This window comes from Blastococcus sp. MG754426 (genome assembly GCF_021699055.1).
In the GTDB taxonomy this organism is placed as follows: Bacteria; Actinomycetota; Actinomycetes; order Mycobacteriales; family Geodermatophilaceae; genus Blastococcus.
In genome coordinates this window covers 25,764-38,969 of the sequence record NZ_SSXC01000036.1, presented here as the reverse complement: position 1 = coordinate 38,969, position 13,206 = coordinate 25,764, and the positions used below count along the sequence as shown (strand labels likewise).

Here is a 13,206-nt window from a genome sequence, read left to right as displayed (position 1 = left end):
GTCGGTGAGGGTCTGCGGGGAGCGCTCAGCCGTCGGTGACGTGGACGGCGGACTCCTCGGGACCCTCGCCGCCCACGGGCAGGTCCGCGGTCGCCTCGACGTCGTCGGCGGTGCGGTTGGTGCCCGAGTCGCTCACGGGGCTCGTGGAGGTGTCCTGCTCCAGCTGGGCGTCCGCGCGGTCCGGGTCCTCGGCGGGCCGCACGTCGAGCGCGTCGTCGGGGAGCTCGCGCTCCAGCCGCTCGGTCAGCGGCTCGCCCTCGGACTGCTCGAAGGCGGTGGTGCCGAAGTCGGTGGTGGCGGTGGGCCGCTCGCCGGGCAGCGGCTCGAACTGCGGGTCCTCCGCGCGGTCCATCGTGGGGGAGTCGTCCTGCGCGACCTCGGGGATGCCGTCGTCCTCGGGGAAGACGTCGCGCGCGGTCTGGCCCTCGGGCTGCGTCATGCGGTGCCTCCGTCTCTGCGCGGGTGCGCTCGTGGTCCTCGTCGGCGTCGCACGGGGGACGCCGCGCCGGCCGGGGGGCCGGCGCCGGACCCCGGCCCTACCCGGGTGCCCGGTCCCCATGCGCCGGTGTGCCCCGCCGCACTGCGGGGGCGGGGTCGGCATGGTCGCGCGCCTGCCGGGTAGCGGGGGGCCATGGCGATCGCAGACGAGGTCCAGCGGGTGGGGGCGCCGCTCCGCCGGTGGGCGCGCACCCAGGAACGCGAGTACACCCAGGGCGAGCCGCGGCCCCTGGCCGGCGACCTGGGCGCCATGGGCGTCTACGCGGGGCTGGTCGCGGCCGGTGCCGCAGCCGTGCGGGCGGCGGGCCGGCAGCTGCCGGAGCGGATCCCGCCGGGCGACGTCGCGCTGCTCACCATCGCCACGTTCCGGCTGGCCCGGCGCATCGCCAAGGACCCGGTGACCAGTCCGCTGCGGGCGCCGTTCGTCCGGTTCGAGGGAGCCTCCGGGCACGCGGAGGTCGCCGAGGAGGTGCGCGAGCACGGCGGGGTGAAGCACGCCGTCGGGGAGCTGCTCACCTGCCCCTTCTGCCTGGCCCAGTGGGTGGGCACGGCCTTCGTCTTCGGGTACGTGACGGCGCCGCGGGCCACCCGGCTGGCCGCGCTGACCATGACCACCGTGGCCGGCTCCGACGTCCTGCAGTTCGTGTACGACTCGATCCAGAACGGGGCGCTCACGCCGACGGCGGACGCGCCGGGCGAGCCGGTCTGAGTTCCCGGCGGTCGCCCGTCGGGGGTACCCGGCGCGGCGTTCGCGCTGCCGCGGGGGGCGCGGCGGACCTATCCTGCGATCTTGACCCGGCTGCGGGCCGGGGACCGCCCGGCGCAACGGGTGCGAGGGAGGCTCGGCATGCGATCGATCTGGCGCGGCGCCGTGTCGTTCGGCCTGGTCAGCATCGGCGTGAAGCTGTACTCGGCGACCGAGGACAAGGACATCCGCTTCCACCAGGTGCACGCGGCCGACGGCGGCCGGGTGAAGTACCGGCGGGTGTGCTCGATCGACGGCGAGGAGCTCGAGTACGCCGACATCGCCAAGGGCTACGAGCTGCCCAGCGGCGAGGTCGTCATCCTCACCGACGAGGACTTCGACGAGCTGCCGCTCAGCACCCGTCGGGAGATCGAGGTGCTGGAGTTCGTCGACCAGGGCGAGATCGACCCGATCATGTTCGAGAAGACCTACTACCTCGAGCCCGACGGCCCCGCGGCCCGCCCCTACGTCCTGCTGCGCGACGCGCTGGAGAACGCCGGCCAGGTCGCGATCACCAAGATCGCCCTGCGGCAGCGCGAGTCGCTCGCCGCCCTGCGGGTGCGCGACGGCGTCCTCGTGCTGCACACCATGCGGTGGCCCGACGAGATCCGGCGGCCCGACTTCGGCTTCCTGGACGAGGACATCTCGGTGCGGCCGCAGGAGCTGAAGATGGCCGAGGCCCTCATCGGCTCGATGACCACCGAGTTCGACCCCACGCAATTCACCGACGACTACCGCGAGGCGATGACCGCGCTGCTGGAGGCCAAGCAGACCGGGGGCGAGGTGGCCCAGCCGGCGGAGGTGCCGGACGAGGGGGCCGCCGTCGTCGACCTGATGAGCGCCCTGCGCCGCAGCGTCGAGCGGGCCCGCGGCGGCGCCGCCGAGGAGGCGCCGGAGAAGCCGCCGGCGAAGAAGGCGGCGTCCACCCGGAAGGCCGCCGCCGAACCGGCGGAGAAGCCTCCGGCGAAGAAGGCCGCCGCCAAGAAGGCGGCTCCCAAGAAGGCGGCCGCGGGGAAGACGACCTCGCGGGCCACCGGCGGCGACAAGCCACCGGCCAAGCGGGCCCGCCGCAGCGCCTGAGGTGGCGGCGCCCGAACCGGCCGGCCTGCCGCTGCCGATGCTCGCGGTGCCCGGGGAACTGCCCGCCGACGACGACGGCTGGGGCTACGAGTTCAAGTGGGACGGGGTGCGCGCGGTCGCCGGGGTCCGCGACGGCCGGCTGGTGCTCGCCTCGCGCAAGGGCGGCGACATCACCGTCCGCTACCCGGAGGTGGCGCGGCTCCCGGGTGCGCTCGCCGGCCGCGACGTCGTCGTCGACGGCGAGATCGTGCTGATGGACGCCCGGGGGCGGCCGGACTTCGGTGCGCTGCAGAGCCGGATGCACCGCACCGGGCCCGAGGTGTCGCGGCTGGCGGCGGCCGCCCCGGTGACCTTCCTCGTCTTCGACCTGCTCGCCCTCGACGGCACCGACCTGCGGGGCCGCCCCTACGGCGAGCGCCGGGCGCTGCTCGACGACCTCGCGCCCGCCGGTGGCCGCTGGGTGGTGACGCCGTGGTTCCCCGGCTCCGGTGCGCAGGTGCGGGCGGCCAGCGAGGAGAACGGCCTCGAGGGCATCGTGGCCAAGCGGCTGGCCTCCCCCTACCGCGACGGCGCCCGCAGCCCCGAGTGGCGCAAGGTCAAGAACGTCTCCACGCAGTCGGTCGTCGTCGGCGGGTGGCGGCCCGGGCAGGGCCGGCGCGCGGGCACCATCGGCTCGCTGCTGGTGGGCGTGCCGGACGACGACGGCCGGCTGGTCTACGTCGGGCACGTGGGCACCGGCTTCGGCGACCAGGACCTGCGCGACCTGCAGCGGCTGCTCACCCGGCGGTCGTCGTCACCCTTCGACGGGGCGCTGCCGCGTGAGATCACCCGCGACGCGCAGTGGGTGGAGCCCGACCTGGTCGGGGAGGTGGGCTACGCGGTCTGGACGGCGGAGGGTCGGCTGCGGCACCCGGTCTGGCGCGGGGTGCGCGACGACCTGGAGCCCGACGACGTGGTGCGCGAGTCGTGAGCCCGGCCAGGCAGCTCGTGGAGATCGGCGGCCGGCGGCTGTCGGTGTCGAACCTGGACAAGGTGCTCTTCCCCGAGGTGGGCTTCACCAAGGCGCAGGTCATCGACTACTACGTGCGCATCGCACCGGTGCTGCTGCCGCACCTGGCCGGCCGGCCGGTGACCTTCACCCGGTGGCCCGACGGGGTGGAGGGGCAGGCCTTCTTCGAGAAGAACAGCGCCCGGCACGCCCCGGACTGGGTGCGCCGGGTCCGGTTGCCGAGCCCGGGCAGCTCGCGGGGCCGCGAGACGCTCGACATGGTGCTGCTCGCCGAGGTCCCCGACCTGGCGTGGGCGGCGAACCTCGCGGCCCTGGAGGTGCACGTGCCCCAGTGGCGGGTGGACGACGCGGGGGAGCCGCAGCTGCCCGACCTGCTGGTGCTCGACCTCGACCCGGGCCCGGAGACCGGCATCGCCGAGTGCTGCGAGGTCGCCGAGCGGCTCGGCGTGCGGCTCGAGGCCGACGGCCTGGACCCGGTGGTGAAGACCTCGGGCTCCAAGGGCATGCAGGTCTACGCGCCGATCGAGCCGCCGGCCGACCGCGAGCACCCCAGCCGGTACGCGAAGGAGCTGGCCCAGGAGCTGTCCGCCGAGACACCGGAGCACGTCGTCTGGCGGATGGAGAAGGCCCTGCGCCCGGGCAAGGTGCTCATCGACTGGAGCCAGAACAACCCGGCCAAGACGACGGTGGCGCCCTACTCGCTGCGGGCCCGGGCGGGCGCGACCGTCTCCACCCCGATCGGCTGGGACGAGGTGGACGCCGTGCGCGACGGCTCCCTCGACCCGGCCGCGCTGCGCTTCACGACCGACCAGGTGCTGGCGCGCGTCGAGGAGTACGGCGACCTGTTCGACGTCGCCGGCGCCCGGCGCGCACCCCTGCCCCCGGCCTGATGGCGGACCCCGTCCTCCTCACCCCTCGCCCGCTCGGGGTGAGCCTCCGGACGGGGCCGCGATCGCGCTCTGGGAAACTCTGCGCCATGCCAGCCGCCGACCAGCACGACCACCGCACCGCCGACCTCGGGCGGCTGGTCGTCCGCTGCCCCGACCGGCCCGGGATCGTCGCCGCGCTCAGCGGTCTGATGGCCGAGGTCGGCGCGAACATCACGGAGTCCCAGCAGCACTCCTCCGACCCCAGCGGCGGCATCTTCACCCTGCGGCTGGAGTTCGTCCTCGCGGACCTCGCCGGGCGGCGCGCGGAGCTGGAGCGGCGGCTGGACCAGCTCTCCCACGAGTGGCGGCTCACCTGGCGGCTGACGGAGGCCGCGCACCGCCCCACCCTCGCCGTCTTCGTCAGCCGGACCGACCACGTGCTGCAGGAGCTCGTCTACCGGGTCCGCGCCGGGGACCTGCGCGCCGACATCACCGCGGTCGTCAGCAACCACCCCGACCTGGAACCGGTGGCGGCCGCGGCGGGGATCCCCTTCCACCACGTGCCGGTCACGCCGGGCACCAAGGCCGACGCCGAGGCGCGGGCGCTGGAGATCGTCGGCGACGTCGACCTCGTGGTGCTGGCGCGCTACATGCAGATCGTGTCGCCGGAGTTCTGCGCCCGGTTCCCCGAGCGGCTGATCAACATCCACCACAGCTTCCTGCCGGCCTTCGTCGGGGCGAACCCGTACCAGGCCGCGCACGACCGCGGGGTGAAGCTCATCGGGGCGACCGCCCACTACGTCACGGCGGAGCTCGACGCCGGGCCGATCATCGAGCAGGAGGTGGCCCGGGTGGACCACCGCGCGACGGTCGAGGACATGCGTCGGGTCGGGCGCTACGTCGAGCGGCAGGTGCTGGCGCAGGCGGTGACCTGGCACGTGGAGGACCGGGTCATCGTCGAGGGCGACCGGACGATCGTCTTCGCCTGAGGTGAGGGCGCCCCGTCTGCCGGCGCTCCAGGATCAGCTCGCCCCGGGTCCGACCCGCGTGACGACAGGTGCTGCCGGCCCACGAGGTGACCGTCGGCCGACCTGATCGGGGCGCGTCCTCCCTCGCGGTGCACGGTCAGGGAGGCCGCGTGGCGCGGTCGACCGCCGGGCACCCAGCCGCCGGTGCCGTTTTCTTGACTGAGTCAAGAAAGGGGCGTTGGATGGTCGACGTGGAGACGATCTGGGCGCACCGGCTGCGGGAGGCGGGGCTGCGCGTGACGCGACCCCGGCTGTCGGTGCTGAGCGTCCTGGCCGACCGGCCGCACGCGGACGCCGACGCGATCGTGACCGGCGCCCGCGGGCTGCACCCGTCGCTGTCCCCGCAGGCCGTCTACGGCGTCCTCAAGGCCCTCGTCGCCGCGGGGATCGCCCGCCGGATCGCGCCCGCGGGTGCGCCCGCGCTGTTCGAGCTGCGGGTGGGCGACAACCACCACCACCTGGTCTGCCGCTCGTGCGGCGCGGTCGCGGATGTCGACTGCGTCCTGGGCGCGGCCCCCTGCCTGGCCCCCTCGGACCCGGCCGGCTTCGTCGTCGACGAGGCCGAGGTCGTGTTCTGGGGGCTGTGCCGGGCATGTCAGAACCGTGGCCGCCAGGTCGCGGACGCCGCCGACCCCGTGCAGCTCGAGGAGCACGGGACCCGAGGAGGAGCAGGAGCATGACCGACGTCGCATCGCAGGGCACGGCGCCCAGCCAGGCCGGCAAGCCGGTCCTGACCAACCGTCAGGGCCACCCGGTCTACGACAACCAGAACCAGCGGACGGTGGGCGCCCGGGGCCCCGCCACCCTGGAGAACTACCAGTTCCTCGAGAAGATCAGCCACTTCGACCGGGAGCGCATCCCGGAGCGCGTGGTGCACGCCCGCGGCGTGACCGCCTACGGCTGGTTCGAGGCCGACGGCACCGTCGGCGACGAGCCGATCGGGAAGTACACCCGCGCCAAGCTGTTCCAGGGAAAGGGCAAGCGCACCGACGTGGCGCTGCGCTTCTCGACCGTGGCCGGTGGCCGCGACTCCTCGGAGATGGCCCGCGACCCGCGCGGCTTCGCCGTGAAGTTCTACACCGAGGAGGGCAACTGGGACCTCGTCGGCAACAACCTGGGCGTCTTCTTCATCCGTGACGCCATCAAGTTCCCGGACTTCATCCACTCGCAGAAGCCCGACCCGGTGACCTTCGAGGCGAACGTCGCCGAGCGCGCGTTCGACTTCTTCAGCCAGACCCCGGAGGCCATGCACATGGTCTCGCTGGTCTTCAGCCCCCGTGGCCTGCCGGCCTCCTACCGCCACATGCAGGGCTTCGGCGTGAACACCTACAAGTGGGTCAACGCCCAGGGCGAGACCGTCCTGGTGAAGTACCACTGGCTGCCCGAGCAGGGCGTGAAGTCCTACACCGCCGAGGACGGCGCCAAGGTGCAGGCGCAGACCCTCGGGGCCCACACCAAGGACCTCCACGACTCGATCGCGGCCGGCGACTTCCCGTCGTGGGAGCTGCACGTGCAGCTCATGAGCGACGACGAGCACCCCGAGCTCGACTTCGACCCGCTCGACGACACCAAGGTGTGGCCGGAGGAGGTCTTCCCGCTCCGCAAGGTCGGCACCATGACCCTCGACCGGATGCCCGAGGACTTCTTCGCCGAGAACGAGCAGATCGCGTTCGGCACCGGTGTGCTGGTCGACGGACTGGACTTCTCCGACGACAAGATGCTCGTCGGCCGGACGTTCTCCTACTCCGACACCCAGCGCTACCGGGTGGGGCCGAACTACCTGCAGCTCCCGGTCAACCGCCCCAAGGTGCCGGTGAACACCAACCAGCAGGGCGGCCCGATGTCCTACGGCCGCGACGACGTGGGCGGCAACCCGCACGTCAACTACGAGCCGTCGATCACCGGCGGCCTGCGCGAGGCCACCTACCCCGGCCACGACGAGCAGGGCCCGGTCATCAACGGCCGGCTCACCCGCAAGCGGATCCCGCGGACCAACGACTACCAGCAGGCCGGGGAGCGGTACCAGCTCTCCGAGCAGTGGGAGAAGGACGACCTGGTCACCAACCTGGTCGGCGCCCTGCAGCAGTGCCGCCGCGAGATCCAGGAGCGGATGGTCTGGCACTTCTTCATGTGCGACGACGAGTGGGGCCAGCGGGTCGGCGAGGCCCTGGGCATCTCCGCCGACGACGTCCGCGGCCTGGAGCCGCTGCAGACGCAGACCCTGTCCGAGGAGGAGCTGCAGCGCGCGGCCAACCTCGGCAAGAACGGCCCGCGGGACGTGGCCGGTCACGTCATGACGCACTGCGTGCCGAACGAGCGCGTCGTCGTCGCCTGAGAGAGGCCTCGGTGCCCCCGCCGGGCGCATGGTCACGGCGGGCACCGGGGCCGACGGACGTGATCACCGCTCGCTCCGTCCGGAGCGCACGTGCCGCGGGCCGTGACCGGACCTCCCCGGTCGCGGCCCGTCGCCGCCTGCGGGTTTCCACCCCCCCGGAAGGCCGGTGCGGGCCCGCGGCGGTCCGGGACCTAGCGTGTGGCGACGCTCGCCGACCCGAGGGGACGACGTGGACTCCGCTCCCACCACCGCCACCAGCAGCCGCCGCGCGGTCGGCTGGGTGGCCCCGCTGTGCTGGATCGCCGTCCTGCTGGACGGCTTCGACCTCGTGGTGGTGGGTGCGGTGATCCCCACCCTGCGCACGCCGGAGGAGTGGGCGCTCAGCGGCGCCGGAGCGACCGCGGTCATCACCGTCGGCCTGGTCGGCATGATGATCGGCGCGCTGACCATCGGCACCCTGACCGACCTGGTGGGCCGGCGGAAGGCGCTCATCGGCGCCGTCGTGGCCTTCTCCGTGCTCACCCTGCTCTGCGCCTTCGCGCCCAACGCCCTCGTCTTCGGGGTGCTGCGCTTCCTGGCCGGCATCGGCCTCGGCGGCGCCCTGCCGACCGCGATCGCGATGGTCAACGAGTTCACGCGGGCGGGCCGCAGCGGCCGGGCGACCACGACGATGATGACCGGCTACCACGTCGGCGCGGTGGCGACGGCGGCGCTGGCCATCGTCGTCGTCCCGGCGCTCGGGTGGCGGTGGATGTTCGTGATCGGTGCGCTGCCCGCACTGGTCCTGGTGCCGCTGATGCTCGCCCGGTTGCCGGAGTCGGCGGCGTTCCTCCTGGCGCAGGGCCGGAGGGCGGAGGCCGAGCGGGTGGCCGCCCGGTACGGGCTCGAGCTCGAGCAGCCGGCGGGCGGCACCGACCCGGCCCCGGAGGCGCCCGCCGGGGCGGCCGACACCCTGCGGGCCCTCTTCGCGGCGCGCTACGTGCGCAACACCGTCGCCATCGGTGTCACGTCCTTCATGGGCCTGCTGCTGGTGTACGGCCTGAACAACTGGCTGCCGACGATCATGCGGGAGGCCGGCTACGACCTCGGCGACTCCCTGGCCTTCCTGCTCGTGCTGAACGTGGGCGCCGTGGTCGGCCTGCTGGTGGCCGGCGCGGTGGCCGACCGGATCGGTGCGCGCTCGGCCGGGATGGTCTGGTTCGCCTCGGGTGCGCTGTTCCTCGCGCTGCTGTCGGTGGAGCTGCCCACTGCCGGCCTCTACGCGATGTGCTTCCTGACCGGCTGCTTCGTCTTCAGCGCCCAGGTGCTGGTGTACGCGTTCACCAGCGCCAACCACCCGCCGCAGGTGCGCGCCACCGCGCTGGGCTGGTCCGCCGGGGCCGGGCGGATCGGCGCCATCGTCGGGCCGGTGCTCACCGGCGCGCTCGTCACCGCCGGCATCGCGTTCCCCTGGGGCTTCTACCTGTTCGCCGCCGTCGGCGCGCTCGGGGCGGTGGCCCTCAGCGCCACCCGGCGGCGCGACCGGCCCTGACCGGTCAGTCGCGTCGGCGGTCCTGGTCGGCGAGGAACCGCTCGAACTCGGCGCCGATCTCCTCGGCGCTGGGCACCTCGCCGGCACCGCCCAGCAGGTCGGTGCCCTCGCGGGCGGCGGTGAAGGAGTCGTACTGCTCCTCCAGGGCGGCCACGACGGCGACGTTGTCCGCCGACCGCGCGATCTGGGCGTCGACCTCGGTGCGGTGCAGTTCGGCGGCCTCGCGCAGCGACTCGGTCGGCAGCTGGAGCCCGGTCAGCCGCTCCAGGTGCTCGAGCAGCGCGAGGGAGGCGGCGGGGTAGGTGGCCTGCGCCAGGTAGTGCGGCACGTGCGCGGCGACCCCGAAGGCGTCCACCCCGGCCTCGCCCATGCGCAGCTCCAGCAGCGCCGAGACGCTGCCGGGGATCCGCATCTCGCCCCAGTACACCGGATAGGACTCGATCAGCTGCCGCCGCGTCGCGTGCGCGGTGACGGTGACCGGCCGGGTGTGGGGCACCGGCATCGGGATGGCCTGCAGCGCGGCGACGGAGGTGACGCCGAGCCGCTCCACCAGCCCGCCGACGGCGGCGGCGAACCGCTCCCAGGCGTAGTCGGGCTCGGCGCCGTGCAGCAGGAGGAACGTCCTCCCCGCGTCGTCCTCGACGGCGTAGAGCTGGATCTCGGGCGCGGTGAAGCCCTCGTAGTGATCGGCGTTGAACGTCATGCGCGGGCGGCGGGCCCGGTAGTCGACGAGGCTGTCGGCGTCGAAGCGGGCGATCACCTCGTGCGGCAACGAGGCCAGCAGGTGTGCGCCGGCGAGCGTGCCGGCGGAGGCGGCGTCGAAGTCGCCGGCGAGGTCGTGCACGAGCACGAGCCCCCGCCGCCCGGCCGGGTCGCTGACGGCGGCCTCGCGGGCGAGGAACGGCTCCGCCGCGGGGAGCAGCTCGACCAGGTCCTCCGGTCGCTGGGCCACGGGGCACCTCCTGTGGGGTGATCGGGTGGAGCTGGCGGGTAGCGCTCCTCGGTAGAGCCGCGGGGCGGCCCGCGGCATTCCCCCCCGGCCGCAGGCCCACCCGGTCGGGCGGGTCAGCGGGTGGCGGGCTCCTCCCGGCCGCCCTCGCCGTGCTGCCGGTCCGCCTCCGCGTCCCCGTCCTCCGCCGGGGCGGCCTGCTCGCGGGTCAGGTGGGCGCCGGTCTCGTCGGGGACGATCTGCGCCCGGGTCCCGTCCGGGAGGATCTCCGGGGACTTGCCGTCCAGCTGGTCGCGCCCGTAGCGGTAGGCGACGGCGATGAGCGCGGTCACCGGGACGGCGAGGAACGCGCCGATGATGCCCGCCAGGCTGGCGCCCGCGGTGACGGCCAGGATCACCACGGCGGCGTGCAGGTTCAGCCCGCGGCCCTGGAGGATCGGCTGGAGGATGTTGCCCTCGATCTGCTGCACGAGGATCACGATCCCGAGCACGATCAGGGCCGTGGTGAAGCCGCTGTCGACCAGCGCGATGAGCACCGCGAAGCCGCCGGCGACGAAGGCACCGATGATCGGGATGAACGCGCCGAAGAAGGTCAGCACCGCCAGCGGCAGCACCAGGGGCACGCCCAGGATCCACAGGCCGAGGGCGATGAAGAACGCGTCGAAGAACCCGACGAGGGCCTGCTGGCGGATGAACTCCGAGAGCGTCGACCAGGTCTTGTAGGAGAGCGCGGCCACGTGCGGCGCCGCGGGAGGACCGGTCTGCGCGGCCAGCCACGGCACCCAGCGGGGGCCGTCCTTGAGGAAGAAGAAGGTGAGCACCAGCGCCAGCACCAGGTTGATCAGCGCGCCGCCGATCGCCGTGGCGCCGGTGACGGCGTACTGCGCGATGTTCTGGGCGTTGCCCTGGATGGTGTTGATCGCCTGGTCGACGGCGGTGCCGATCTGCTCCTCGCCCAGGTTGAAGGGCGGGCCGGTCAGCCAGCTCTGCAGCTGCTGCAGGCCCTCGCTGACGCCGGTGCCGAGTTCCTCGACCTGCCCCACGACGGGGGGCGCGATCAGGGCGATGATCCCGGCGAAGGCGGCGAAGAAGGTGAGGAGCACGGTGAGCGCGGCGAGGGCCGAGGGCCAGCCGTGGTTGCGCAGGAAGCGGGTGGGCGGCCACAGCACCGTGGTGAAGAGCAGCCCGAGGACGACGGGCAGCAGGACCACCCAGAGCCGTCCGAGGACCCAGCCGAGGACGTACACGCCGCCGACGATGAGCAGCAGCTCGGCCGAGGCGACGGCCACGGCGCGGCTCGCCCGGCGCAGGCGCTCCCCGCGCTCGGTGGTGGGGGCGGGGGCGTGCGTGGCCGGCCGGACGCCGGCGTCGGGCGCGGGCTGGTCGGGCTCCACGTCCTCGGCGGTCTCGTCCGGCGGCGGGTCCGTGCGGCCGGGCAAGCGGATCCTCATGCAGCGATCTCAACACAGATGCACGCGACCGACCGGGTGGGAAACGATCATCACACCCGCGTCGTAGCGTGCCGGTATGCCGAAGATCGCGACGGCCGACCGGGTCGACCGGGAAGCCCTCCTCGAGTTCCTCCGCCCCCGGCACCGCGCGGTGCTGCTCACCCGCCGGCGCGAGGGCGGCGCCCAGCTCTCGCCGGTGACCTGCGGGGTGGACGCCGAGGGGCGCGTCGTCGTCTCCACGTACCCGCAGCGGGCCAAGGTCGCCAACGCACGGCGTGACCCCGCCGTCTCGCTCTGCGTGCTGTCCGACGAGTGGGACGGTCCCTGGGTGCAGCTCGACGGCCGCGCCGAGGTGCTCGGGCTGCCCGAGGCGCTGGAGCCCCTGGTCGAGTACTACCGGTCGATCAGCGGGGAGCACCCCGACTGGGCCGAGTACCGCGCCGCCATGGAGCGCCAGGGCAAGGCGCTGCTGCGGGTGACCGTGACCTCGTGGGGCCCCATCGCGACCGGCGGCTTCCCCGCCGGGGTGGCCGACAAGCTCTGAGGCTTGCTCATGCCGAGGAAAGGTGTCAGGCTTTCCCAGTGGTGTACGTGCTGACGGTCGACCAGCGGGGCAGCCGGCGCGGGCCCGACCGGGTCGCCGGCGTCCTGGCGCAGCTCAACGCCGAGGTCGGGACGGTGCTGGCCTTCGAGCGCACCGCCGGCGACGAGTTCCAGGGGGTCCTCGGTGAGCCCGAGGCCGCCGTCGACGTCGCCCTGCGCCTGGTCCGGCTGGGGGGGTGGAGCATCGGGATCGGCGCGGGCGGGGCCCAGCAGCCGCTGCCGCCGAGCACGCGGGCGGCGGCCGGTCCGGCGTTCCTGTGCGCCCGGCGCGCCGTCGACGCGGCCAAGCAGCGCTCCGTGCACCTGGCCGTCCGCGGGGCGGTGGCCGCCGACGCCGCCGATGCGCAGGCGGTGCTCGGCGCGCTGGCGGTGATCGTCGGCCGCCGCAGCGAGCAGGCGTGGGAGGCGATCGAGCTGGTCGAGGGCGGGCGCACGCAGGCCGAGGCGGCCGCGGCCCTGGGCATCTCGCGCCAGGCGGTCGGCCAGCGCCTCGGCGCCGCCTCCTGGGACCTCGAGCGCGAGCTGCGGCCGACGGCGGCCCGCCTCCTGCAGCGGGCGGCGGGATGAGCGCCGCCGTCCTGCTGCTGCTCGGCCTGGCCGCTCTCGCGGGGCTGGTCCTCGCCCTGCGCGGGGAGCGGGGGACCGGCGCTGCCGGCGCCGTCGCGCTGGTCGGGTCGCTCGCGGTCGCCGCCGCCTTCGCCTGGCCGGCCGACGGCGGGGCCGGCGTGGCCCAGGCCGGCGCGGCGCTCGCCGCGCTGGCCGCGGTCACCGGGGGCGGGCCGGTGGCGACGGCGGTCCTGCACGCCGCCGACCCCGCCGCCACCGGGGTCGGCGGGGGGCCGCAGGACCCCGACATCCTCCGGGGCGGCGCGTGGATAGGCGTGCTCGAGCGGGGCGCGATCGCCGCCACCCTGCTGGTCGGGTGGCCCGAGGGGCTCGCGGTCGTCCTCGCCGTCAAGGGGCTGGGCCGGTTCTCCGAGCTGCGCGCCCCGGCGGCGGCCGAGCGGTTCATCGTCGGCACCCTGGCGAGCGGGCTGTGGGCCGCCGCCTGCGTGGGGGTCGCGGTCCTGCTGCGCGGGTGAGTGCTGGTGCGCGTGGCGCGCTGCCC

14 protein-coding genes are annotated in these 13,206 nt (G+C 74.5%); 11 read left to right on the top strand and 3 right to left on the bottom strand.

Annotated elements, in window-relative coordinates; translation table 11 throughout:
* Positions 1–25: 25 nt before the first annotated feature.
* Positions 26–439: a hypothetical protein gene (locus tag E9549_RS13170; protein WP_236826998.1), complete on the bottom strand. Its 414-nt coding sequence runs from the start codon at positions 437–439 to the stop codon at positions 26–28.
* Positions 440–631: 192 nt separating this feature from the next.
* On the opposite strand from E9549_RS13170, the gene E9549_RS13165 reads away from it, so the two are divergent.
* The 8 genes from E9549_RS13165 to E9549_RS13130 all read left to right on the top strand — a co-directional run bounded on the left by E9549_RS13165 (position 632) and on the right by E9549_RS13130 (position 9,095).
* Positions 632–1,207, top strand: coding sequence for a DUF1360 domain-containing protein (locus tag E9549_RS13165; RefSeq protein WP_236826997.1), 576 nt, complete (start codon positions 632–634; stop codon positions 1,205–1,207).
* 138 nt (positions 1,208–1,345) lie between these two features.
* Positions 1,346–2,323 carry a Ku protein gene (locus E9549_RS13160; protein WP_236826996.1) on the top strand — a complete coding sequence of 326 codons (978 nt, stop codon included), beginning with the start codon at positions 1,346–1,348 and terminating at the stop codon, positions 2,321–2,323.
* Between the two features lies 1 nt (position 2,324).
* Positions 2,325–3,293, top strand: coding sequence for a non-homologous end-joining DNA ligase (ligD, locus tag E9549_RS13155; RefSeq protein ID WP_236826995.1), 969 nt, complete (start codon positions 2,325–2,327; stop codon positions 3,291–3,293).
* The gene (gene ligD, locus E9549_RS13150; RefSeq protein ID WP_236826994.1) at positions 3,290–4,222 is read left to right on the top strand and encodes a non-homologous end-joining DNA ligase; all 933 of its coding nucleotides are present in this window, start codon (positions 3,290–3,292) and stop codon (positions 4,220–4,222) included. The genes ligD (E9549_RS13155) and ligD (E9549_RS13150) overlap by 4 nt, the downstream gene beginning before the upstream one ends.
* Positions 4,223–4,308: 86 nt before the next feature.
* The gene (gene purU / locus E9549_RS13145; RefSeq protein ID WP_236826993.1) at positions 4,309–5,190 is read left to right on the top strand and encodes a formyltetrahydrofolate deformylase; all 882 of its coding nucleotides are present in this window, start codon (positions 4,309–4,311) and stop codon (positions 5,188–5,190) included.
* A 221-nt stretch (positions 5,191–5,411) separates the two neighbouring features.
* Complete coding sequence (locus tag E9549_RS13140) at positions 5,412–5,909, top strand: Fur family transcriptional regulator (protein WP_236826992.1); 498 nt, start codon at positions 5,412–5,414, stop codon at positions 5,907–5,909.
* Positions 5,906–7,564 carry a catalase gene (locus E9549_RS13135; protein ID WP_236826991.1) on the top strand — a complete coding sequence of 553 codons (1,659 nt, stop codon included), beginning with the start codon at positions 5,906–5,908 and terminating at the stop codon, positions 7,562–7,564. Before E9549_RS13140 ends, E9549_RS13135 begins: the two co-directional genes overlap by 4 nt.
* 229 nt (positions 7,565–7,793) lie before the next feature.
* The gene (locus tag E9549_RS13130; protein ID WP_236826990.1) at positions 7,794–9,095 is read left to right on the top strand and encodes an aromatic acid/H+ symport family MFS transporter; all 1,302 of its coding nucleotides are present in this window, start codon (positions 7,794–7,796) and stop codon (positions 9,093–9,095) included.
* Between the two features lie 4 nt (positions 9,096–9,099).
* Here the strand turns inward: E9549_RS13130 and E9549_RS13125 are convergent, their stop codons facing one another.
* Together E9549_RS13125 and E9549_RS13120 are read right to left on the bottom strand one after the other, a co-directional pair.
* A complete protein-coding gene (locus tag E9549_RS13125; protein ID WP_236826989.1) occupies positions 9,100–10,047 on the bottom strand; it encodes a proteasome assembly chaperone family protein in 948 nt (315 codons plus the stop codon).
* A 113-nt stretch (positions 10,048–10,160) separates the two neighbouring features.
* Entirely contained in the window at positions 10,161–11,483 is a 1,323-nt protein-coding gene (locus tag E9549_RS13120) for an AI-2E family transporter (RefSeq protein ID WP_236826988.1), read from the bottom strand.
* Positions 11,484–11,571: 88 nt separating this feature from the next.
* Here E9549_RS13120 and E9549_RS13115 point away from each other — a divergent pair, with 88 nt between their 5' ends.
* From E9549_RS13115 to E9549_RS13105, 3 genes are read left to right on the top strand one after another with little or no spacing between them, the layout of a single operon-like run.
* Positions 11,572–12,039: a PPOX class F420-dependent oxidoreductase gene (locus E9549_RS13115; protein WP_236826987.1), complete on the top strand. Its 468-nt coding sequence runs from the start codon at positions 11,572–11,574 to the stop codon at positions 12,037–12,039.
* 38 nt (positions 12,040–12,077) lie between these two features.
* Positions 12,078–12,665, top strand: coding sequence for a SatD family protein (locus E9549_RS13110; protein WP_236826986.1), 588 nt, complete (start codon positions 12,078–12,080; stop codon positions 12,663–12,665).
* Positions 12,662–13,180 carry a hypothetical protein gene (locus tag E9549_RS13105; RefSeq protein ID WP_236826985.1) on the top strand — a complete coding sequence of 173 codons (519 nt, stop codon included), beginning with the start codon at positions 12,662–12,664 and terminating at the stop codon, positions 13,178–13,180. The genes E9549_RS13110 and E9549_RS13105 overlap by 4 nt, the downstream gene beginning before the upstream one ends.
* Positions 13,181–13,206 lie beyond the last annotated feature (26 nt).